The following is a 22,552-nucleotide window of genomic DNA, read 5'->3' on the forward strand; positions in this document are numbered from 1 at the left end:
GCATGCGTCCATGAGTGAAGACCAGGACAGCTGTTGCCCGTTCGACGATCCGGCCGCGGTGCTGCGCGCCGACCGGGCGGCCCTGCGGGGTGGGGCCGCCGGTGAAGGGGGCGTCGGGCGGGAGGTGTTCACGCAGGCCGAAGCCGTCTTCGGGCGGGCCGGCGTGGGACGCGCCGAGTTCGCCTCCTGGCTGCACTTCGCCGCGACCGTGCTCGGGCACCACGACTACGCCGCCCGCGTCGCCGAGGCCGAACCGGGGCTGCCCTGGCGGACGGTGTGGGCCTGGTGGCGGCCCGTCGGCGCCTATGCGGCGGAGCCGAACCTCAGCGGGGACCACTGCGCCGAGGTGTACGACCTCGACGGGGGCGCGGCCGTCAAGGTGTGGGCCCTGTGGTGCGAGGGCGCCTGGTTCGACCTGGACACGGGACGGCGGCTGCCCGCACCGGCCGACGGTGAGGCCGTGGAGCGGGACGTCGAGGAGCCGGACGGGCCCTGGCTGTTCGACATGGAGGAGGACGGGGGCTGGGCGCTGAACTGCCCCGGCACCTGGGAGGAGCCGGTCGTCCTCGGCGGCGGTCGCCACCTCTACGTGGAGGACCGCGGGGTCGTGGTGGTGGAGGAGAACGCCGCCGCGCTCGCCGGCTGGCCCCGGGGCGGCGCCGACACCGACTCCTGGGAATCCGCCGGGGACACCCCGTGGTTCCGCCCGGGCACGCGCGGCTCCGGTCCGCTCACCGCGGCCGGGCTCGCCCGGACCTTCGGCGACGCGTGGGTCACCCGGGTCCCCGGTGACAAGCTCCCGGACGCACTGGAGCACCCGGCCACCCGGGAGTTCCTGAGCGAGGTCGGACTGCCGCGCCACTGGGCCGCGGGCAACAGCTCGTTCGAGGCCGCCCCGGAGCTGCTGCGGCCGCTGACCGCGCGGACCCCGGAGGCGGGCGACGAAAACCTCCTGCACCTGGGGACCTTCGACTTCGGGTACACGGACCCGGGCCTGGTGGGCGTCCACCGCGTCACCGGAGCGGTGCACATGTACCAGGAGTCCGTCATCCCGCTGGCCCGGGACGTGGCGGCCTTCGTCGGGCTTCTCGAGGGCGTGCGCCGGTACATGGGCGCCTGCTGGTCCCCGTATCCGGCCGAGGACGGCATCGGGGACTTCCGCAGGGCGATGGAGGACCTGGATCCCGAGGCCCTGGCCGACGGCTCCCCCGCCGCCGAGACCTGGGAGCACCTGTTCGCCGCGATCACGGAGCTGAGCGTGTACGGCTACTGATGTGCGGGCGGGCCCGCCCCCCGTTCGGGTCAGCGCGCGGGCGGGCTCGCGGTGGGGCGCACAGGATGGGGACATGCCGACACACGCCTGGCGGGTCACCGCCGCCGCCACGCTAGCCGCCGGGATGCTCGCCACGGCCGCCTGCTCCGGTGACGGCGACGGGAAGAAGACGACGGCCGACGGCACCCCGGAGGTCAAGCCCCTGAAGTGGGGTGACTGCGAGGCCCCGACCGCCGCGCAGGGCGGTGGTCAGGCCCCGCCCAAGGACTGGCAGTGCGCCACCCTCGACGTCCCGCTCGACTACGCGAAGCCCGAGGGCGAGACGGTCCCGATCGCCCTGATCCGGGCCAAGGCACGGGACCAGAAGAACCGGCTGGGCTCGCTGGTCTTCAACTTCGGCGGCCCCGGCGGCTCCGGGATCAGTACGCTGCCGGGCGCCGCGAAGGAGTACGAGGCCCTGCGCGCCCGGTACGACCTGGTGAGCTTCGACCCGCGCGGGGTGGGCGGCAGTGATCCGGTCCTGTGCGAGAACGACAAGCAGCTGGACCAGTACTTCAGCGAGGACTCCTCCCCCGAGACGCCGGAGGAGGAGAAGGCCTTCGTCGAGAACATCCGCGCGTACCAGGAGGCCTGCAAGAAGAACTCCGCCAGGCTGCTCCCCCACGTCGGCACCGAGAACGCCGCCCGCGACCTGGACCGCATCCGGCAGGCCCTGGGCGACGAGAAGCTGAACTACTTCGGCATCTCCTACGGCACCGAGTTGGGCGGGGTCTACGCCCACCTCTTCCCCAAGAACGTCGGCCGGGCCGTCTTCGACGCCGTCGTGGACCCGACCAAGACCGCCGAGCAGAGCGCCCTGGGCCAGGCCAAGGGCTTCCAGCTCGCCCTCGGCAACTTCGCCCAGGACTGCGTGGACCGCGGTGACGAGTGCCGGCTCCAGGGCAGCACGCCCAAGGAGATCGAGGCCAACATCATCACGCTGCAGAAGGCGTTGGCCGCCAAGCCGATCCCCGGCATCGGGGACCGGATGCTCACCGAGACCCAGGCGACCAACGGCATCGCGCAGGCCCTGTACTCCAAGGAGTTGTGGCCGCTGCTGGAACAGGGCCTCGACGAGGCGGAGGGCGGTCAGGGGCAGCTGCTGATGGCCCTGTCCGACGCGCTCAACGGCCGTGACCAGCAAGGGCGTTACAGCAACATCGGCGCGGCCAACACCGCCATCAACTGCGTAGACGACAAGGAGCGCTACACCCTGGAGCAGACGAAGGCCAAGCTGGCGGAGTTCCGCGCCGCCTCGCCGGTCTTCGGGGACCTCCTCGGCTGGGCCATGATGTCGTGCACCGGCTGGCCGGTCGCCGGCACCTGGGAGACACCCGACGTCTCGGCGCCGGGCTCCGAGCCGATCCTGGTGATCGGCAACACCGGCGACCCGGCCACCCCGTACGAGGGCGCCCACAAGATGGTGGAGCGGCTGGGGCCCGGCGTGGGCGTGGAGCTCACCTACAAGGGCGAGGGGCACGGCGCGTACAACAGCGGCGACCCGTGCGTGCAGAAGGCGGTCAACACCTATCTGCTGGACGGCAAGCCGCCGGCCGACGGCACCGTCTGCACCGCGGCCCCGAACCCGACGGCGCCGCCCGGGACACCGGAGCCGCCGACGCCCGCCTGATCCGGGCCGTGTGCGCGTACGCGTCCGGATCCGCGGCCGGGAACGCCGAAGGGGCCGTACCCCGATCACGGGGTACGGCCCCTTCGTTCACCGCTGGCGGGCCCGGGCCGTGGTTCTAGTAGACCGGCTTCTCGGGCTCGATCTGGTGGACCCAGCCGATCACGCCGCCGCCGACGTGCACCGCGTCCGAGAAGCCCGCGGACTTCAGGACCGCGAGGACTTCCGCACTGCGGACACCCGTCTTGCAATGCAGGACGATGCGCTTGTCCTGCGGCAGGTCCTGGAGGGCGGTGCCCATCAGGAACTCGCCCTTGGGGATCAGCTTCGCGCCGGGGATCGAGACGATCTCGTACTCGTTGACCTCACGGACGTCGATGATCTCGATGGGCTCGTCGGTGTCGATCCACTCCTTGAGCTGCTTGGGAGTGATCGTCGAACCGGCGGCCGCCTCCTGGGCCTCCTCCGACACGACGCCGCAGAAGGCCTCGTAGTCGATGAGCTCGGTGACGGTCGCGTTCGGACCGCAGACCGCGCAGTCGGGGTCCTTGCGGACCTTGACCTGCCGGTACTGCATCTCCAGGGCGTCGTAGATCATCAGGCGGCCGACCAGCGGCTCGCCGACACCCGTGAGGACCTTGATGGCCTCGGTGACCTGGATGGACCCGATGGACGCGCAGAGCACGCCCAGCACGCCGCCCTCGGCGCAGCTCGGGACCATGCCCGGCGGCGGGGGCTCCGGGTAGAGGCAGCGGTAGCACGGGCCGTGCTCGGACCAGAAGACCGAGGCCTGGCCGTCGAAGCGGTAGATCGAGCCCCACACGTACGGCTTGTTCAGCAGCACGCAGGCGTCGTTCACCAGGTAGCGCGTGGCGAAGTTGTCCGTGCCGTCGACGATGAGGTCGTACTGGCTGAAGATCTCCATCACGTTCTCGGCTTCGAGCCGCTCTTCGTGAAGGACCACGTTCACGTACGGGTTGATGCCCAGCACGCTGTCGCGGGCCGACTCGGCCTTGGAACGGCCGATGTCCGCCTGGCTGTGGATGATCTGGCGCTGCAGGTTCGACTCGTCGACCTCGTCGAACTCCACGATGCCGAGCGTGCCGACGCCGGCCGCGGCGAGGTACATGAGGGCGGGCGAACCGAGACCGCCGGCACCCACGGCCAGCACCTTGGCGTTCTTGAGGCGCTTCTGGCCGTCCATCCCGACATCCGGGATGATCAGGTGCCGCGAATACCGACGGACCTCGTCAACGGTGAGCTCAGCTGCTGGCTCGACCAGCGGTGGCAGCGACACGGGCACTCCGAAGATGGGAGCATCCCCGCAGGTGCAGGGAGCGAACTGATGATTGTCCTCCCAGTAACACTGCCACGGCCGTCTTCATTCCAAGACACCCGTCCCGATCCTTGAGACGATTTCGTCCCAGTACGCGGGCATTGAGGCCCACGGGTCGCTGCCGCGCACCCCGAGCCGGTCGGTGAACCAGACCGTACCCGCGCCCTGCCAGCGGGCGACCCGCATCGCCTCCTCCAGGTGCGTGCGCGGCACCCCGTGGACGAGGTGGCAGAACCGCTCCGCCGGATAGTCCGCGGTCCACTCGGCCACCTGTGACCAGCGGTAGTCGGACCAGGCCCCGGAGAAGGTGACCAGCTGGTCGGCGGCCTCGGCGTAGCCCTCGTACGGGTGGGTGCCGTGCCCGAGCACGATCCGCAGGTCCTCGCCGAGGCTCCGCAGCGTGTCCACGACCCGGGACACCGAGGCCAGCTCCGCCTTGCCGGCCGGAGCACCCGCGAGGTAGAAGCCGCCGACCCCGTACCAGTCCCGGAAGCGGTGGGCGTCGGAGATCAGCTCCCCGAAGGACCGCGATCCGTCCCGCATCGCGAGATGGCCGAGGATCATGCCGCCCGCGCGGCGCAGTTTCGCGGCCGCTTCCGTGCAGTGCGGGTCGGGCCGGCCGCCCGGGCCGTCCGCGACGTTGAGCACGGCCCAGTGCAGCGGGGTGCCGGGGCGGGTCAGCTCGGCCCACTCGACGGGGGCGAGCAGCGGGTGCGCGTAGCCGGGGATGCCCAGACCGAGGCGCCCGGCCTCGGTCGAGGCGGCGGTCATGGCCCCCGGCGGCGTCGTCAGATGCGGCACGCCGCCTCCATCCAGATGTCCGCGAGGGATTCCTCCAGGTTGATCCGCGGCCGCCAGCCGAGCCGGTCCCGGGCGGTACGGACGTCCGCCTGCTGCCAGGCTCCGCAGCCGTCCGGGTAGGGGTACGGCTGGGGAGCCGCGGCGGCCATCTGCTCGGCGGTGGCCTCGGAGCGCGGGGAGCCGATGGTGGCGAGTCCGGCGGGGCGGCCGGGGTGCCCGTGCAGCTGCTGGGGTCCGCCGTGCGGGACGTCCAGCTCGTGCAGGGCGCCCCCGTACCCGGCGACCCGGGCCAGGACCGCGGCCGCGTCGCGCAGCCTGACCGCGCGGCCGGTGCCGATGTTGACCACGCCCTGGGCGGCGGACAGCGAGGCGGCGTGCACGGCCCGCGCCACGTCCCGTACGTCGACGAAGTCGCGCTGCACGCCGAGCCCGCTGAGCTTCAGCTCGCCGTCACCGGCCTGCATCGCGCGGCGCATCGCCTCGGCGAGCCGGCCGAGCGGGGATCCGGCGGGGGTGCCCGGGCCGACCGGCGAGAAGATCCGCAGGACCACGGCGTCCAGTCCGGAGCCCAGGACCAGCTCGGTGGCGGCCAGTTTGCTCACCCCGTACGGTCCACCGGGTCTCGGCACGGCGTCCTCGGCCGTGGACGATCCGGGCTGGCTGGGCCCGTACTCGGCGGCGCAGCCCAGCTGCACCAGCCGGGCCCCGCAGCCGCTGCGGCGCAGCGACTCGCAGATCGTCGCGACGGCGACGGTGTTGTGCCGGGTGAGTTCCCGGGCCCCGCCCCGGGTGGCGCCGGCGCAGTTGATGACGACGCCCGGGTGGACGGCGTCGAGGAAGCGGGTGAGCGCACCGGGGCTGCCGGTGGCGAGGTCGAAGCGGACGTCGGCGTCGTCGCCGCGGCCGAGCGCGGTGAGCTGGACGGCGGGGTCGGCGAGCAGCCGGTCGGCGACGTAGCGGCCGAGGTATCCGTTGGCTCCGATCAGCAGCACCCTCATCGCGTGACCCCTTGGTTGGTTGGCTGGCCGGTCATGTCTTTTTCTCCTTGCGGACGGATGGACGGATGGGTGGGGCGGGGTACGGGCAAAGCGCCTCGGCGTCGGCTCCGAAGGTCTGGGGACGTCCCGGGGACGTCAGGGCCGCGCATGTGCGGAGGCGCGGGCCAGGGCGAGTACGGCGTGTACGAGGAGTCCGGCCGCGGCGGCGGTGGCCGCCGCCGGGACGGGGACCAGGGCGAGGGCGAGAGCGGCGCAGATGGGTGCGCGGTGGGCCCCGTGCCGCAGCAGGAGCCGGGTCAGGAACAGCAGCAGGGCGAGGGGCACGGCCACCGGCAGCGGGGCACCGGCGAGTACGGCGGCACCGGCGGCGGCCCCCGTGAACAGGGCGGTGGCCGCCAGCAGCAGCGGACGGGCCCGGTCCGCGAAGTCCTCCAGGGCGCGGCTCCCGTCGAGCCGGGCCCGCGCCCCGGCGGCGAAGGCGACGGCGGCCAGGTGCCCGGGAACGACGGCCAGCGCGAGACCGACCCCGAGGGCGGTGCCGTGCCGGTACACGGCTCCGGCGGCGACGGCCGCGGCCAGCAGGTGCGCCGCGTGGGGGAACCGGCCCGCGGCGGCACGCCCGGGCCACACCAGGGCGGCGGCGACGGCGGCCACGGCCGCGACCCCGGCCCACGCCTGCCCGGCGGCGGCGGCGGAGCAGGCGACGGCGGCGGGCAGCAGCGCCTGGCCGAAGCCGCGGAAGGCGGCCGGGCCGGCCGGGACCAGGGCGGGCGCGGCGGCGGTGACCGCTTCGTGGGGGCTGCGCGCGTACAGCTCCTCGGCGAGCGAGAAGACGTCCCGGTGCCGGAACCGTGCGGCGGTGCGGTCGGTGATGCCGTGGGCCTCCAGCCCGGCGGCGATCTCCAGCGGGTCCACGGCGCGCTCGCACAGCTCCCGGTGCCGGTGCAGCAGGGCCTTGACGGGATCTCCGGCGGACTTCCGCCGGGGCGGCCGGGCAGCCAGCCCGCCGCCCGCCGGTCCGGCCCCGCGGGGGGCCCGTTCAGCCTCGCGCCGGGCGCCTTCGGCGTCGACGGGGGCCGTTCCAGGCTCGCCGGCGTTTAAGGCGCGGGGGTCGACGGTGGTCATACGGCTGCCTCCGGGGACGGCTCCGGGGCGGGGGCCCAGGTCGGGCTGGTCCAGTGGCCGGGCACGCGGGCCTCCGGGGGCCGGGCGAACGGAACCTCGCCGTCCGGTCGCACGGAGCCCTTGGCCAGCAGGCGCAGGTAGATCTCCTGGAAGGCGGCGACGTTCTGCTCGACGGTGAAGAGCTCCAGGGCCCGTGCCCGGGCGGCGGCGCCGAGCCGCTGTGCCCGCTCCGGGTCCCGCAGCAGGGACAGGCAAGCCTCGGCGAGCGCCCGGGGATTGCGCGGCGGGACGACGAGCCCGGTGCCCCCGATGACCTCGCAGACCGCGCCCACGTCGGTGGAGACGGTGGCGCGCCCGCAGAACATCGCCTCGGCGAGGGTGACGGGGAAGCCCTCGATCACGGAGGACATCACGACGACGCGCCCGGTGCCGTACGCCTCGGCCGTGGTGGGGGCGTCGGGGCCGCCGATCTCCTCGAAGGCGACCGGGTTCTCCCCGACGGTGACCGAGTCGGCGGCCTCGTCGGGGAAGAGCTGGGCCGCCAGGGACCGGCAGTCGGCGAGGTAGCCGGGGGCCACGGCCGTGGCGAAGATCCGCAGCCGGGTGCCGGGCGCGGCCCGGCGCACCTCGGCGAAGGCGTGCAGCAGGGCGATGAGGTCCTTGGCGGGCTCGATCCGGCCGACCCACACGAGGGTGTCGGGGTCCCCGCAGTCCGCGGCCTCGCCGACGGTGGTGAATCGGTCCGCCTGCATCCCGGGGTAGACGGTCCGCAGCCGTTCCCGGGTGGCCCCGCACCGCTCCTGCCAGCGCCGGGCGTGCGCGTTCCCGGGGGTCAGGAAGTCGGCCCGGGCGTAGATCTCGGTGGCCAGCCGCAGCTGGAAGGCCGCGAGCAGGGCCCGTACGGCGGGGCGAATCTCCGGCTCGCCGCCGGTGTCGAGCCGGGCCAGGTAGTGGGCCCGGAGCTGGACCCCGTACTCGGTGACCAGCAGCGGCACTCCGAAGAAGCGTTTGGCCAGGAGTCCGGGGAGCGCCGCGATCCCGCCCGCGGCCGCGTGGCAGATGTCGGCCTCGCCGAGACTGCCGACGGCCGGATCGTTCTCCCCGTACCAGTCGAGGGACAACGGGCGCAGCATGACCTCCAGTTCGTCCACGAACTCCAACAGGTCGGCCACCTGGGCGGTCTGTACGGTGCGTGCGGCGCCCGGCGCCCGGCAGGCGGCCTCCAGGGCCCGTACCGCGGACTCGGAGCGCAGGGCCGCGTACATCCCGCCCTGTTCGCGGGCGAGTCCGGCGAGCCCGTACAGCCCGGCCGCGAAGGGCTGCGCCTCACCGGCGCAGATCCCGTGGACCAGCTCCTTGAAGCAGTCCACGAACCGCCGGCGCTCGCGGCGGGAGTAGGTCCGACCGTCGTCGGCGGGGGCCCACAGGGGGGCCGTCCGGACCCGGGTGACGTGCTCGGGCAGTGGCACCCGCGTGCGTTCCTGGTCGGCGCTGCGGCTCAGTGCGTAGATCTCGAACTCGTGCTGCGGGAGCCCGCGCACGAGCCGGTCGCACCACAGCCTCGCCTCTCCCGTCGCATACGGATAACCACCTTCCGTGAGTAGTCCGATCCGCACGAGTGGCACCCCCGATCTCCCGTTCAGGCGGTCGCCGTTCGGTCAGGCGACCCGCCGCGGGAGAACTCAAGCGGATATGCCGAAGGCGCGACGGACGGTTGTCCGTCGCGCCACCGGAAGGGGTGAAGAGTCGTAACTTTCCCGTACGGTTCGCGTTCGAGCACGCTAGAAGTACAGCCTCGGAACCGGCCGGGGCCGCGGTCGGCCCGTTACGCGAAGACCTCCTGGCGCGTCCGCCGGCGAGCGGCGGCCAGCGCGGGATCCAGCGCCGGTACGGCGGCCAGCAGCTGCCGGGTGTAGGGGTGGGCCGGGCGGTCGTACACCTCGTCCACCGGACCCTCCTCGACGATCTCCCCGGCCCGCATGACGGCCACCCGGTCGCTGACCTGCCGGACCACCGCCAGGTCGTGCGCGATGAAGACGAGCGCGATGCCGAGCTCCCGCTGGAGCTCGGCCAGCAGGGCGGTGACCTGCGCCTGGGTGGTCACGTCGAGGGCGGAGACCGGCTCGTCGCAGACGATCAGCCGGGGCCCGGGCGCGAGCGCCCGCGCGATGCCGACCCGCTGGCGCTGGCCGCCGCTGAACTCGTGCGGGTAGCGGTCGTAGTGCCCGGCCTCCAGCCCGACGCGCACCAGCAGCTCCTCCACCCGGGCGCGGACGGCCGCCTCGTCCCGCTCCCCGGCCGCGCGCAGCGGGTCGGCGACGGACTCGCCGACGGAACGCCGCGGGTTGAGGGAGGACACCGGGTCCTGGAAGACCATCTGCACGCCGCCCGCGATGCCGGTGACCTCGGCGCCGTCCCGGCGGACCTGCCCGGAGCCGGGCTCCAGCAGTCCGACGAGCATCCGCCCGAGGGTGCTCTTGCCGCTGCCGCTCTCGCCGACGATCCCGAGGGTCTCCCCGGCGTGCACGGCGAGGGACACCCCGGCGACGGCGACGACCTTGCGCCGGCCCCGCCCGAACTCCCGCCGCAGCCCGAACGCCTCGACGACGGGCGGCAGTTCATCCACTGCCGGGACCGCTTGCGGCCCCGCCGGCGTGTGAGGCGCGGGGGCCGGGGCGGAGTCCCGGGAGGGGCGCGGCCCGTCCAGCCTCGGCACCGCCGCCAGCAGGGCCCTGGTGTACGGCTCCGCCGGTGCGGCCAGCACGGATGCCACCGGACCCCGCTCGACGGCGGCCCCGTCCCGCATCACCAGCACCTCGTCCACGCTCTCCGCCGCCACCCCCACGTCGTGGGTGACCAGCAGCAGCCCGAGCCCGCGCTCCTCGCGCAGTCCGTGCAGCAGGTCGAGGATCTGGGCCTGCACGGTGACGTCCAGCGCGGTGGTCGGCTCGTCGGCGATCAGCAGCTGCGGCTCGCACGCCAACGCCATGGCGATGAGGGCCCGTTGACGCATGCCGCCGCTGAACTCGTGCGGCCGTGCGCGGGAGCGGCGCACCGCGTCCGGGATGCCCACCCGGTCGAGCATCTCGACGGCCCGGGCCCGGGCGGCCCGCCGGGAGACGTCCGCGTGGATCCGGTACACCTCGGCGATCTGGTCGCCGACGGCGTAGTACGGGTCCAGGGAGCTCAGCGGGTCCTGGAAGACCATGGCGGCGGTCCCGCCGCGCAGCCGGCGCAGCTCGGCCGGCGAGGCCGCGGCCACGTCCGTACCGCCCACCCGGACGGTGCCGCCGAGGCGGGCGCCCGTACCGCGGTGCAGCCCCAGCAGGGCCGCGGCCACGGTGGACTTGCCGCTGCCGGACTCGCCCACGACGCCGAGGGCCCGGCCCGCCTCCAGGGTGAAGCGGACCCCGTCCACGGCCCGTACGTACTCCCCCGCCCCGCCGACCGGGAAGTCGACGACGAGGTCGGTGACCTCCACCAGTGAGTGCGTCATGCGAGGGTCACCCTTCGGTCCGCGGCGGCGTACAGCAGGTCGGCGATCGCGCCCGCGAGGACCACGGCTGCGCCGATCGCGAGGACGACGCCGACCACGACGGGCAGGTCCACGACCCGTACGCCGTCGATGAGGGTCTTGCCGAGGCCGGGGATCCCGAACAGGGACTCCGTCAGCACCGCGCCGCCGATCATCGTGCCGAAGTCCACGGCGCTGAGCGCGATCACGGGGGCCACGGCGCCGCGCACCGCGTGCCGCGTGACCACCGCCCGCTCCCCCACCCCGTAGGCGCGGAAGGTCCGGATGTGGTCCTCGGCGAGCGTCTCCAGGGTCGAACTCCGGGTGAGGCGCGCGTACTTGGCGCTCTCGAACAGGCCGAGGGTGACCCAGGGCAGGAGCAGGTTCCAGGCCCACTGCTCGGGGTCCTCGGTGAGGGGGACGTACGTCGGGAACGGCAGCCACTGGAGGTAGGCGCAGACGGTCATGAGCAGCAGCAGCCCCAGGATGAAGACGGGGGTGCCGGTCCCGGCGAGGGTCAGGACGGTCAGGGCGCGCTCGGTGATTCCGCCGCGGCGCAGCGCCGAGAGCAGTCCGGTGCCCACGCCGACCACCAGCCAGATCACCAGCGCGCCGAGCGCCAGCGACAGGGTGGCGGGCAGCCGGTCCAGGATCAGCCCGGTGACCTGCTGGTCGTTCTGGTACGAGAAGCCCAGGCAGGGCGCGTCGCAGTGCAGGACCAGCCCGGCGCCGCCGGAGTAGTCCCGGCCGGCGAGCAGCCCCTGGAGGAAGTGCAGGTACTGGGTGAGGGCGGACTCGTTCAGCCCGAGCTGTTCGCGGACCTGGGCGATCTGCGCCGGGTTGCAGCGCTCTCCGCAGGCGAGGCGGGCCGGGTCGCCGGGGGCGAGGTAGAAGAGGGCGTAGACGATGACGGACAGGGCGAGCAGCACGAACAGTGCCCCGCCGGTCCGTTTGAGCACGAAGCGGGTCACGCCGTGCGCTCCTTTCTGGTGCCGACCCGCAGCCGGGAGCCTTCGCGCGGGTCGAGGGCCGTGCGGACGGCGTCGCCCAGCACGGTGGAGGCGAGCACGGTGACGAAGAGCAGCCCGGCGGGGAGCAGTACGTAGGCCGGGTCGGCGCGGAACCAGGTCTGCGCGCTGGACAGCATCTGGCCCCAGGAGGGCGTGGGCGGCTTCACGCCGACACCGAGGAAGGACAGGGAGGCCTCCGCCACGATGGCGGTGGGCACCTTGATCGCGGCGTAGGTGATGACGGGCGCGGCCAGCGAGGGCAGCAGTTCGCGGCGGGCGATGCCCAGCCGGCCCCGCCCCGCGAGCCGGGCGGCGTCCACGAAGTCCAGGCCGTGCAGGGCGAGGGCCTGGGCGCGCACCATCCGGGCGGTGCCGCCCCAGTCGAGCAGTCCGATGATCAGGATCAGCAGCAGCGGTCGCGGGAAGTCGGGCGGGACGACCGCGGTGAGGGCGATCCCGATCACCAGCATCGGCAGCGCGATCATCACGTCGGTGAACCGGCCGACGAGCTGGCCCGTGAACCGGCCGCCGAGTGCGGCGGCGAGTCCGACGCCCACGCCGACGAGTGTCTGGACGACGACGGCGCCCAGGGCGACGAGCAGCGAGATCCGCGCCCCGTACAGCAGGCGGGTCAGCAGGTCGCGGCCGGTGCCGGGTTCGACGCCGAGCCAGTGGTCGGCTGAGATCCCGCCGAAGGAGCCGAGCGGGACCCCGCCGCGCGCGGAGTCCACGAGGTCGTCGTGGTAGGCGTTCGGGTCCTGCCCGGTGAGCTGGGCGAGGAGCGGTGCGGCGAGGGCGAGGAGGACGAGCAGGGCCAGTACCGCGCCGGCCGCGAGGGCCGCGGGGCGGGGGCCCCGGGTGCGGGCACCGGCTGCTGCGGCGCCGGTCGCTGCGCCGGACCTTTCAGGGCGACGCTCACTTGACGGAGACCTGCGAGATGTCGAGGACACCGGTCCAGTCGCTGATCACGACGTTCTTGATGTCCTTGCCGACGAGCCGCTTGTAGACCGGGTGGAAGAGCGGGACGTCCAGGGCCTGCTCGCCGATCTTCTTGTCGAGCGCACCCCAGCGCTTGCCGGCCGCCGTGAGGTCGGTCAGCTTGGCGATCTCGTCGATCTCGGCGTTCACGGCCGGGTCGTCGAGCTGCGCGTGGTTGTAGTTGGAGCCGTTGGTCACGATCTGCCGGCCGTCGAAGATCGGCGCGAGGAAGGGGGCGCCGGAGGGCCAGTCGGCGCCCCAGCGGGAGAGGAAGAGGCCGGGGGTGTTCTTGACGTCCCAGCGCTTCTCGTTGAAGGCGTTGTTCTCCAGGCCCTCCAGCTTGACGGTGATCCCGGCGGCGGCGAGCGCCTGCTGCACGGCCGTGGCGACCTCGGGGCTGGTCTGGCGGTTCTGCGCGGTGGAGTGGGTCAGGGTGACGGTGAGGCCGTCGGGGTAGCCCGCCTCCGCCAGCACCTGCTTGGCCTTGGCCGGGTCGCCGGTCTTCCCCGCCGGGAAGTGGTCGTACGGGGTGAAGCCGAAGGCCTCGCGCTCGGGCAGGAAGGTGGTGGCCGGTTCGGCCAGCGCGGATCCGCCGGCGGCGTTGACCACGCTGGTGCGGTTGATCGCGTAGGAGATGGCCTGGCGCACCTTCGGGTTGTCGAAGGGGGCCACCTTCGGGTTGAAGGCCAGGTAGTTGACGTAGCCGAAGTGGCCGGTGCCGACGCGTCCGGCCAGCTCCTTGTTCTCGCCGATCTGCGCGAGCTCCGCCGGGCCCAGGTTGGTGTCGGTGGTGATGGCGGCGGCGTCGGGGCCGGAGCTGGTGGTCAGGCGCTGGTTGATGACGGCGGCGTCCAGACCGGAGCGGACGTCGATCTTGTCCGGGTAGGCCTTGCGCTCCTCGTCGGTCTTCTCGTCCCAGTGCTCGTTGCGCTCCAGGGTGAGGTGCTCGCCGTCGTTGTCGTTCTTGACGACCTTGTACGGGCCGGAGGAGACGGGGTGTTCCTCGTACTTGACCCCGGTGTCCTTGGCCTTGGGGACGGGCGCGAACTGCGTCTGGGTGGCGACGAAGGGGAACTCGCCCTCGGGCTTGCGGAGCTTGAAGACGATCGTCTTCGGGTCGGGCACGACGATCGAGTCGAGACCCTTGCCGCCGTCCTTGTACGGGCCCTCGTAGGTCTCCCCGCCGACCAGCCAGTCCCGCAGGTAGGGGGCGCCGCCCGACAGCTCGGCGGCGAAGGACCGCTCGATGCCGTACTTGATGTCGGCCGAGGTGATCGGCGAGCCGTCCTCGTACTTCAGGCCGTCCTTGAGCGTGTACGTCCACTCGGTGGCGTCGGCGTTGGGCTTTCCGGTGTCGGTGGCCAGGTCGGGCACGACCTTGGTGCCGGCCTGGCCGTCCTCGCGGTTGCGGGTGGTCAGCGTACGGAAGACCAGCGAGGGGACGTTTCCGCCGCCCGAGGTGTAGAGCCGGGCCGGGTCGAAGTCGCTCTGCGGCTCGGAGTTGAGGACGGTCAGGGTGCCGCCCTTCTGCGGCGCACCCCCGGCGGCGCCCGGCTTGTCGCCCGAGCCGGCCTTGTCCGCGGCGTCCTTGGGCCCGCAGGCCGCGGCGCCCCCGGCCAGGACGAGGCTGACGGCGACCGCGGCCACGCGGCGCGATATGTGGGACTGACGCAACATCGGAGAAGGACCTCTCGGCGTGAAGGGAGAACGGAAGGGCCACGCGAGGGGCGACGGTCGTCGGTCGGCGGCGGTACCGGACCGGCACCGAACGGGAGGAAGCCGCGCCTGCGGGCATGGGCGTGCCCGGGCGCGGCGGCGTCACGAGAAGGACGGGAGAGGACGCTGCGCGGTCGGGCCGGCGTCAGCGACAGAAGATGTCGGCCACGCTGTGCGCGGCCACACCGAGGAGCGCCAGCTCGATGGCGGCGCTCGCGTTCAGGGTGTGGCGGTGCGACATGCGGAGAACCATCGCCGATGATCGGACGGATTGTCAACGCGACGACCAGCCCGTACGGCGTGGCGCGTGAGGTGACTTGCCGTCAATTCTCGGGGAATACCCAGGGGTTGGGCTTGCACTGGATGCCGTCGATGTCGAGGGACTTGGTCTGCTGCTGCATGACCGGGGCGAGCGCGCCCGGAGTGCGGCAGTTGACGTGGTCGTGGCCGAGCCGGTGGCCGACCTCGTGGTTGATGAGCATCTGGCGGTAGGTGAACATCTGGTCCGGGCCGTAGGTCTCGGAGCCCTGGGCCCACCGGAAGGCGTTGATCATCACCCGCTCGGTCTTGGCCGAGTCGCAGGAGACGTTGCCGACGACGGTGTCGAGGTCGGACTTGGCGCACCACACCCCGGTGGTGCCAGGGCTCGCGAGGGTGATCACGAAGTCGGCCTCGCCGCCCGGTACGCGCTCGAAGGTCTTCGTACCGCCGTGGCCCCAGCTGCGGTTGTCGTTGAGGGTGCGGTGGACGGCCTCGGCGAAGAGCTGCGGGTCCAGGCCGAGGCCCTGTTCGACGTCGACCCGGTAGCGCACGACCTTGCCCTTGCCGGGGGCCTTGGCGACACCGGGCACGGTGTCGAAGGTCCCGGGCCCGGCGAGTTTCGCGTCGAGCGGCAGCTGCTGGGCCATCTTCTGCTCGTACGTCAGCTCCGGCTCGGGCGCGACCGCGGCCGGTGCGGCGGGCCCGGCGGGCGAGGCTCCCTGGGGCGTCGCACGGTCGTCCGAACGGGAGGCGCCCGCGTCGCCGCGGCTGTCGCCGACGGAGGCCTGCGCGCCGGACTTCTCGCCGTCCCCGTCCGAGGCCATCTGGCCGGCGACGACGACGGCGAGGACGGTGGTGACGGCCACGGCGGCCATGCCCGTGTACGTACGGACCTTGCGGCCGCGGCCGGGCGGCTCCTCGGCGGAAGCGTCGGCTTCGGCGTCGGCAGGGGCGTCGGCGGGGGCGTCGGCGGGCAGGACCGGATCGACGGGCTTGCGCGGACCGGGCACCCGGCGCTGCGCGCCGGTGGAGGCGAGGGGGTCTGGACCCGCGTCGAATGCGGCCGGCGGCGTCAGGGTGACCTGCGGGAAGCCCACCGCGGGGGTGCCGAAGGCCGGGGTGTCGGAGTCACGGAAGGCCGTGGGTGCCGGCGCGGTGGCGGTGGGCTCGTGCGGGCGCCGCACCCCGTGCCAGTCCCCGTACACCGAGTCGGGGCGGGCCCCCCAGGCGCCGCCGGACTCGTACTGCTGGGGGTGGCCCCCGGTCCGCGCGTCGGCGAAGGCCCGGTGGTCCTGGGACACGTACCCCTGGTGGGTGACGGTCGGTTCGGGCCAGTACCCGGCGGACGGTTCCTCGTACGGCAGCGGTGCGGGCTCCGGCTGCGGCCGGGCGGGTGCCGGAGCAGCGGCCGGAGCTGGGGCAGGCCCCTTGCGACTATGTCGTCCCACGGTCCTCAGCCTCTGCCGTCTTCGGTATTCCGGTCACTCTCGCCCGTTCCGGTGTCGTTCAGCAGCTCCCGGAAGGCGGTGGCCACCACCTCGGGGTACTCCATCATCGCCACGTGTCCGGCCTCGGGAACGCACAGCAGGCGCGAACCGCGGTAGGCCGCGGCCGCCTTGTGCGCCATACGGTACGAGACCAGTTGGTCCCGGCCACCGTAGACCAGCAGCGAGGGCGCGAGAACCCGCTGCGCCTGCCGCCACAGTCCGTGCTGGCCACCGAGGGTGTAGGCGTCGACGATGCCGCGCGAGGAGCGCGTCATCGCCTCCCAGAAGTACGGCAGGGCCATCCGCCGCTCCATCTCCTCCACGGCGTTGCGGAATCCCTCGGGTGTCACCCGGGAGGGGTCTCCGTAGCAGAGCTCCGTCACCCCCCGGGTGCGCTGTTCGGCGCTGAGCCCCTGGGTCAGCCGGTTGAAGAGCGCGGCCACCCCGGGCACGGCGAGCAGCGCGGTCGGCACGGCCGAACGCTGCACGCGCAGTTCGGGCAGGGCGGGCGAGACCAGGGTCAGGGTGCGCACGAGGTCGGGCCGGACGGCCGCGACGCGGGTGGAGACGGCGCCGCCGAGGGAGTTCCCGAACAGGTGCACCGGGCCGCGCCCGGCGGCGTCGAGGTGCCGGATGACGGCGCGGGCGAAAGCGGTGACGGAGTAGTCCCGGTCGGCGGGTGGTGGGGACCAGCCGAAGCCCGGCAGGTCCAGGGCCTCGCCGTCGACGGTGCCGGCCAGCCGGGCCATCAGGTCCGACCAGTTCTGCGAGGAACCGCCGAGTCCGTGCACGAACAGGGCGGGCGGCAGCCCGGCGCTCAGGGGCGGACGGGACCGGACGGCCAGTTCCAGGCCGGGCAGCGCGACGGTGCGCAACCGCTCCCCTTCAGCCACCCGGACTGCGCCCACCTGGGAGGACAGCTCGGTGGTGGACCGTACGCCCGGCAGCTCGGTCGATGACATGCGGGCAATGTTACGAGACGATCACGTTCCACTTCTTGTGTTCACGGTCACAAATTCAAGCGGATCCGCATAGCGGTGCCTCCGCGATCCTCCTAGGCTCGTAAGTGAGTACAAGGAAGCGAGGGGAGCGGCATGACTGTCGACCCTGCGGAGCCGGACACCTTCCGGGAGCAGTTTCCGGAAGCCCTCGATCCTGAGGCGCCCGAGGCGGATGTGGCGGAGCAGCTGGCCGATCTCCGGCCGGATGAGGACGACCCGATCACCGCTCGCACGGTGGAAGGGGTCACGGACGGCGATGCCGTCGAGCAGGCGCGGGTGGTGCCGCTGGACGAGGACGACTACCGCTGACCCCGCTGCCGGGCGGGCACCGGCCAAACCGCTGATCAAACCGCTGACCAGCACCTCCGGGTGGTCCGTACCGCGAGAAAAGTCGGATTGAACCCACCAGATTCGGTTACCGAAAAGTACGATGGCGGCGCGGCGCAGAGCGCACTGTGTTCTTAGAGAAAGTGGGAGGCGGCGTGACAGCCATCGAGCAGACCGAGGCAGCGCGTCCGCGGGGCACGCGACTGCCGCGCCGGGCCCGGCGCAACCAGCTGCTGGGCGCGGCCCAGGAGGTTTTCGTCGCGCAGGGGTATCACGCGGCGGCCATGGACGACATCGCCGAGCGGGCCGGCGTCAGCAAGCCGGTGCTCTACCAGCACTTCCCCGGGAAGCTCGACCTGTACCTGGCTCTGCTGGACCAGCACTGCGAGGCCCTGCTGCTGGCGGTGCGCACCGCCCTCGCGTCGACGACGGACAACAAGCTGCGCGTGGCGGCCACGATGGACGCCTACTTCGCGTACGTGGAGGAGGAAGGCGGCGCCTTCCGGCTGGTCTTCGAGTCCGACCTGACGAACGAGCCGGCGGTGCGCGAGCGCGTCGACCGCGTCTCGCTCCAGTGCGCCGAGGCCATCTCCGACGTCATCGCCGAGGACACCGGCCTGTCCAAGGACGAGTCGATGCTGCTGGCCGTGGGCCTGGGCGGGGTTTCCCAGGTCGTGGCCCGCTACTGGCTCTCCAGCGAGAGCCCGGTCGCCCGGGAGACCGCGGTCGGCCTGCTGACCTCGCTGGCCTGGCGCGGTATCGCCGGCTTCCCGCTGCACGGCACGGAGGCCTGAGGGGCCGGCTCGCGGCGGCGTCCTCGGCGCCGGCGGCCCTTGTCGGCCACCGCTGTTCGCTGCGAGCGTGTTCGCTCCGCGCGGTCCGCGTCCCCTCTCCGGGCTAATGTGGACCGCGTACGGCGCGGCTGATCGCGCGAACGGATCGTCGGAGGGACAAAGCCGTGGAGGTCAAGATCGGCGTGCAGCACGCACCCCGGGAGATCGTGCTGGAGAGCGACCTGAGCGCCGAGGAGCTGGAGAGCATCGTCACCGCCGCGCTGTCCGGCACCGCGCCGCTGCTGAGCCTCACCGACAACAAGGGCCGCAAGGTCCTGGTGCCGTCCGACCGCCTGTCGTATGTCGACCTGGGCGAGCCGAGCGTGCGCAAGGTGGGCTTCGGCGCGCTCTGAGAACTGTTGGAAACGGCCCGGTGGTTGATCCCGCCGGGCCGTTTCTGTTTCTTCCGCTTCGGGTAGGACCGCAGTGACCCGGTTTGCCCTGACGTATGGGAGAGACCTCATGCTGCTGCTGGAAGTGCTCGGCTCCGCGCTCCTGGGCCTCGCCCTGTCCGCGACAGCCGCCCGGGTGCTCCCGCGCCGGTTGCCTTCCGCCAAAGTGGTGCTGGTCAGCGGGGTGCTGGGGGCGCTGTTCGGGGCGTATCTCACACACTTCGCGCTGGGGCCCGGTCACAACACCCTGACGGCGACGCTCATCGGCGCGGTGCTGGTGTCGGCCGTGGTCCTGTCCCTGCTGCTCCGTCCGGCCTCAGGGCCCCGCAGGCAGTCCCACAGGACTCCGTTTTCACTCCCGACGCGGGGCTGACCGGGATCGTTGAAGGCGGCCGCCCGGCGTCTGGCGCCTGCCGCCCGACGCTCGGCACCTGATGTCCGCACCACGTACGCCGGCCCCGGCGCACGGTGTGTGCGCCGGGGCCGGCGGTGTGGAGCTCCGTGCGGTCAGGCGGCGAGGCCGAGGGCCGCCATCCGCTTGGTGTGCGCCTTGGTGATGCGGGTGAACATCTCGCCGACGGCCGCCAGGTCGAAACCGGCCGCCATCCCGTCGACGCCGCCGACCAGCATGGTCGAGAGCGCGTCGCGCTCGGCGACCACGCGCTGGGCCTGCGAGAGGGCCTCGCCCATCAGCCGGCGGGCCCACAGCGCGAGGCGGCCGCCGCAGCGCGGGTCCGCCTCGATCGCCGCGCGGACCTTCTCGACGGCGAAGTTGCCGTGACCGGTGTCGTCGAGCACGCCGAGCACCAGGGCCCGGGTGTCGGTGTCCAGGTGGGAGGCGACCTCGCGGTAGAAGTCACTGGCGATGGAGTCGCCGACGTAGGCCTTGACCAGGCCCTCCAGCCAGTCCGACGGCGCGGTCTGGCGGTGGAAGTCGTCGACGCCCTTCGCGAAGGGCTCCATGGCGGCGGTGGGCTCGACGTCGATCGCCGCGAGCCGGTCCCGCAGCCGCTCGAAGTGGTGGAACTCGGCGGAGGCCATCGCGGCGAGCTCGGCCTTGTCGTCCAGGGTGGGCGCGAGCTTCGCGTCCTCCGCCAGGCGCTCGAAGGCCGCGAGCTCGCCGTACGCGAGCGCGCCGAGCAGGTCCACGACGGCGGCCCGGTACTGCGGCGAGGCAGAGGCAGCGGCCCAGTCCTGGGCGGCGATGCCCACGGCTCCGGCGGGGGCGCTGTCGTCGGCGGGAGAGGCGTTTTCTACGGTCGACATGCTCCGCACAATAGCCCGCCGAATGGCCCTCCAAGGCACCACGCCGGTTGCTTGCCTGTCCAGCTAAACGCGCCTACCCGGTGAATTCACCCGACACAGCTGCGCGATTCCGGGGTACAGTGGTAATGCGCCTGCCGAATACTCGGCGGGCCATCCGAATGAGGATGCCCGGTCGGTGGCCCGATCGGCTCCAACCGACCGCCCTCGGTGCGGTGCGTACGTTCATGCGTACCGCCTCCCACGAGGGGCCCCCTCAGCGGCAGATGCGCTTGAGCGAAGGCTAGTGGTCCCGCGCAGCTTCGTACGTAGCAGTACTGCAAGCACGGCACGGTACGACCCCCCTCGCCGCCTCGCGCCGCGTCTCACAGAAGAGGCAGCACCCTGACTACGTTCCGAGACCTCGGGATCTTTCCCGAGACGGCCGAGGCCCTTGAGGCCGTCGGCATCGTGTCCCCCTTCCCGATCCAGGAGATGACCCTCCCCGTCGCCCTTTCCGGCACGGACGTCATCGGCCAGGCCAAGACCGGTACCGGCAAGACGCTCGGTTTCGGCCTTCCCCTGCTGGAGCGGGTCGTCGTCCCGGCGGACGTCGAGGCCGGCCGCGCCACCCCCGCGCAGCTGACCGACGCCCCGCAGGCCCTCGTGGTGGTTCCGACCCGCGAGCTGTGCACCCAGGTCACCAACGACCTCCTGACCGCGGGCAAGGTCCGCAACGTCCGCGTCCTCGCCATATACGGCGGTCGCGCGTACGAGCCCCAGGTCGAGGCGCTCAAGAAGGGCGTCGACGTGATCGTCGGCACCCCGGGCCGCCTGCTGGACCTGGCCGGGCAGAAGAAGCTCGACCTCTCGCGCGTCAAGGCCCTCGTCCTGGACGAGGCCGACGAGATGCTCGACCTGGGCTTCCTGCCCGACGTCGAGAAGATCATGGCGTACCTGCCCGCCAAGCGTCAGACGATGCTGTTCTCGGCGACCATGCCGGGCGCGGTCATCGGCCTGGCCCGCCGGTACATGACGCAGCCGACGCACATCCGCGCCGTCTCCGAGGACGGCGAGGGCGCGACCGTCGCCAACATCACGCAGCACGTCTTCCGTGCGCACAACATGGACAAGCCGGAGCTCGTCTCCCGCATCCTGCAGGCCGAGGGCCGCGGCCTGGCCATGATCTTCTGCCGTACCAAGCGCACGGCGGCCGACATCGCCGAGCAGCTGGAGAAGCGCGGCTTCGCGTCCGGCGCCGTCCACGGCGACCTGGGCCAGGGTGCGCGCGAGCAGGCGCTGCGCGCCTTCCGCAACGGCAAGGTCGACGTGCTGGTGTGCACCGACGTCGCCGCGCGCGGTATCGATGTCGAGGGTGTGACCCACGTCATCAACTACCAGACGCCGGAGGACGAGAAGACCTTCCTGCACCGCGTGGGCCGCACCGGCCGCGCGGGCAACAAGGGCATCGCCGTCACCCTGGTCGACTGGGACGACATCCCGCGCTGGCAGCTGATCAACAAGGCGCTGGAGCTGGAGTTCCACGACCCGGTCGAGACGTACTCCACGTCGCCGCACCTGTTCGAGCAGCTGAACATCCCGGCCGGCACCAAGGGCATCCTGCCGCGCGCCGAGCGCACGCGGGCCGGCCTGAAGGCCGAGAACCTGGAGGACCTGGGCGAGACCGGCGGCCGCGGTGGCCGTGGCGGCCGCTCCGGTCCGGCGGCCGCCGCCGTGGCGACCGAGGAGCGTCCGGCCCGTACCCGTACGCCGCGCCAGCGCCGCCGTACCCGGGGCGGGGCCGAGCTCGCCGAGGGCGCCGAGGCTCCGGCCGCGGTCACCCCGGTGGCGGACGCGCCGGCGGCTCCGGCCGCCGACGAGCCGCGCAGGCCGCGCCGCCGCCGTACCCGCGTCGCCGCGGTGCCGGCCCAGACCGCGGAGACCGCTCAGGCCGCTCCGGCCGCGGTGGCCGAGGCCCCCGTGGCCGCGGTGACCCCGGTCGCCGAGGAGGCCCCGGCCAAGCCGCGGCGCACCCGCACCCGCAAGGTCGTGGAGAGCGCCCCGGAGCCGGACTTCCAGATGGCCCCGCTCGTCGAGCCCGCGCCCGTCCGGGCACGGCGCCCGCGCAAGGTCGTGGTGACGACTCCGGAGCCGGACTTCCAGATGGCCCCGCCCGTCGAGCCCGTGAAGGCCCGGCGCACCCGCAAGGCCGCTGCCGCCCCGGCCGCCGCGGTGACCCCGGTCGCCGAGGCTCCCGCCGAGGAGGCTCCGGCCAAGCCGAAGCGGACCCGCACGCGGAAGGTCGCGGAGGCGGCTCCGGCCGCCGCCGAGACCGTCGAGGTGGCCGTCGCGGTGGCGGAGGAGGCTCCGGTCAAGCCGAAGCGGACCCGCACCCGCAAGGTCGCCGAGGCCGCTCCGGCCGCCGAGGCCGCCGCCGTGGCCGAGGAGGCCCCGGTCAAGCCGAAGCGCACCCGCACCCGCAAGGTCGCGGCCGCCCCGGAGGCCTGAGCCTCACGCAGCACCCGCCGATGGCCCCGATCCCCTTCCGAGGGGGCCGGGGCCATCGGCCTGCCCGGGCCGTGCCGGGTACCC

The 22,552-nt window shown here is 73.1% G+C and carries 20 protein-coding genes; 7 read left to right on the plus strand and 13 right to left on the minus strand.

Going from position 1 to position 22,552, the window contains the following annotated elements; genetic code table 11:
• The first annotated feature begins 10 nt into the window (after window positions 1–10).
• Window positions 11–1,273 carry an SUKH-4 family immunity protein gene (locus tag Sspor_RS16585; protein WP_202199834.1) on the plus strand — a complete coding sequence of 421 codons (1,263 nt, stop codon included), beginning with the start codon at window positions 11–13 and terminating at the stop codon, window positions 1,271–1,273.
• A gap of 73 nt (window positions 1,274–1,346) precedes the next feature.
• Entirely contained in the window at window positions 1,347–2,942 is a 1,596-nt protein-coding gene (locus Sspor_RS16590; RefSeq protein WP_202199835.1) for an alpha/beta hydrolase, read from the plus strand.
• 115 nt (window positions 2,943–3,057) lie between these two features.
• On the opposite strand, the gene moeZ is transcribed toward Sspor_RS16590, so the two are convergent.
• The 12 genes from moeZ to Sspor_RS16645 all read right to left on the minus strand — a co-directional run bounded on the left by moeZ (window position 3,058) and on the right by Sspor_RS16645 (window position 17,127).
• A complete protein-coding gene (moeZ, locus tag Sspor_RS16595; protein WP_202199836.1) occupies window positions 3,058–4,236 on the minus strand; it encodes an adenylyltransferase/sulfurtransferase MoeZ in 1,179 nt (392 codons plus the stop codon).
• Window positions 4,237–4,320: 84 nt separating this feature from the next.
• Window positions 4,321–5,076 carry a spherulation-specific family 4 protein gene (locus Sspor_RS16600; RefSeq protein ID WP_202199837.1) on the minus strand — a complete coding sequence of 252 codons (756 nt, stop codon included), beginning with the start codon at window positions 5,074–5,076 and terminating at the stop codon, window positions 4,321–4,323.
• A complete protein-coding gene (locus Sspor_RS16605; RefSeq protein ID WP_202199838.1) occupies window positions 5,064–6,074 on the minus strand; it encodes an NAD-dependent epimerase/dehydratase in 1,011 nt (336 codons plus the stop codon). The genes Sspor_RS16600 and Sspor_RS16605 overlap by 13 nt, the downstream gene beginning before the upstream one ends.
• 135 nt (window positions 6,075–6,209) lie before the next feature.
• Complete coding sequence (locus Sspor_RS16610; RefSeq protein ID WP_202199839.1) at window positions 6,210–7,199, minus strand: hypothetical protein; 990 nt, start codon at window positions 7,197–7,199, stop codon at window positions 6,210–6,212.
• Window positions 7,196–8,815, minus strand: coding sequence for a DUF3492 domain-containing protein (locus tag Sspor_RS16615; protein ID WP_202199840.1), 1,620 nt, complete (start codon window positions 8,813–8,815; stop codon window positions 7,196–7,198). The genes Sspor_RS16610 and Sspor_RS16615 overlap by 4 nt, the downstream gene beginning before the upstream one ends.
• A gap of 209 nt (window positions 8,816–9,024) precedes the next feature.
• Window positions 9,025–10,695: a dipeptide ABC transporter ATP-binding protein gene (locus tag Sspor_RS16620; RefSeq protein WP_202199841.1), complete on the minus strand. Its 1,671-nt coding sequence runs from the start codon at window positions 10,693–10,695 to the stop codon at window positions 9,025–9,027.
• A complete protein-coding gene (locus Sspor_RS16625) occupies window positions 10,692–11,684 on the minus strand; it encodes an ABC transporter permease (protein ID WP_202199842.1) in 993 nt (330 codons plus the stop codon). The genes Sspor_RS16620 and Sspor_RS16625 overlap by 4 nt, the downstream gene beginning before the upstream one ends.
• Complete coding sequence (locus Sspor_RS16630; protein WP_202199843.1) at window positions 11,681–12,673, minus strand: ABC transporter permease; 993 nt, start codon at window positions 12,671–12,673, stop codon at window positions 11,681–11,683. The genes Sspor_RS16625 and Sspor_RS16630 overlap by 4 nt, the downstream gene beginning before the upstream one ends.
• Window positions 12,639–14,378: an ABC transporter substrate-binding protein gene (locus tag Sspor_RS16635; RefSeq protein ID WP_202199844.1), complete on the minus strand. Its 1,740-nt coding sequence runs from the start codon at window positions 14,376–14,378 to the stop codon at window positions 12,639–12,641. The genes Sspor_RS16630 and Sspor_RS16635 overlap by 35 nt, the downstream gene beginning before the upstream one ends.
• A 184-nt stretch (window positions 14,379–14,562) precedes the next feature.
• Window positions 14,563–14,658 carry an Ms4533A family Cys-rich leader peptide gene (locus Sspor_RS41575; RefSeq protein WP_323187520.1) on the minus strand — a complete coding sequence of 32 codons (96 nt, stop codon included), beginning with the start codon at window positions 14,656–14,658 and terminating at the stop codon, window positions 14,563–14,565.
• A gap of 82 nt (window positions 14,659–14,740) precedes the next feature.
• A complete protein-coding gene (locus tag Sspor_RS16640; protein ID WP_202199845.1) occupies window positions 14,741–16,126 on the minus strand; it encodes a DUF3152 domain-containing protein in 1,386 nt (461 codons plus the stop codon).
• A gap of 5 nt (window positions 16,127–16,131) precedes the next feature.
• Entirely contained in the window at window positions 16,132–17,127 is a 996-nt protein-coding gene (locus Sspor_RS16645) for an alpha/beta fold hydrolase (RefSeq protein WP_202199846.1), read from the minus strand.
• A 132-nt stretch (window positions 17,128–17,259) separates the two neighbouring features.
• Here Sspor_RS16645 and Sspor_RS16650 point away from each other — a divergent pair, with 132 nt between their 5' ends.
• From Sspor_RS16650 to Sspor_RS16665, 4 genes are all read left to right on the plus strand, one after another.
• Entirely contained in the window at window positions 17,260–17,475 is a 216-nt protein-coding gene (locus Sspor_RS16650; protein WP_202199847.1) for an Rv3202a family protein, read from the plus strand.
• A 173-nt stretch (window positions 17,476–17,648) separates the two neighbouring features.
• Window positions 17,649–18,287: a TetR/AcrR family transcriptional regulator gene (locus Sspor_RS16655; RefSeq protein ID WP_202199848.1), complete on the plus strand. Its 639-nt coding sequence runs from the start codon at window positions 17,649–17,651 to the stop codon at window positions 18,285–18,287.
• 164 nt (window positions 18,288–18,451) lie between these two features.
• Entirely contained in the window at window positions 18,452–18,679 is a 228-nt protein-coding gene (locus tag Sspor_RS16660; protein WP_030011334.1) for a DUF3107 domain-containing protein, read from the plus strand.
• Between the two features lie 109 nt (window positions 18,680–18,788).
• Complete coding sequence (locus Sspor_RS16665; RefSeq protein ID WP_202199849.1) at window positions 18,789–19,091, plus strand: hypothetical protein; 303 nt, start codon at window positions 18,789–18,791, stop codon at window positions 19,089–19,091.
• A 134-nt stretch (window positions 19,092–19,225) separates the two neighbouring features.
• On the opposite strand, the gene Sspor_RS16670 is transcribed toward Sspor_RS16665, so the two are convergent.
• Window positions 19,226–19,984, minus strand: coding sequence for a ferritin-like fold-containing protein (locus tag Sspor_RS16670; RefSeq protein ID WP_202199850.1), 759 nt, complete (start codon window positions 19,982–19,984; stop codon window positions 19,226–19,228).
• A 471-nt stretch (window positions 19,985–20,455) separates the two neighbouring features.
• Here Sspor_RS16670 and Sspor_RS16675 point away from each other — a divergent pair, with 471 nt between their 5' ends.
• On the plus strand, window positions 20,456–22,468 hold the full coding sequence (locus Sspor_RS16675; protein WP_237403888.1) for a DEAD/DEAH box helicase: 2,013 nt from the start codon (window positions 20,456–20,458) through the stop codon (window positions 22,466–22,468).
• Window positions 22,469–22,552 lie beyond the last annotated feature (84 nt).

This window comes from Streptomyces spororaveus (genome assembly GCF_016755875.1).
GTDB classification, from domain to species: Bacteria; Actinomycetota; Actinomycetes; order Streptomycetales; family Streptomycetaceae; genus Streptomyces; species Streptomyces spororaveus.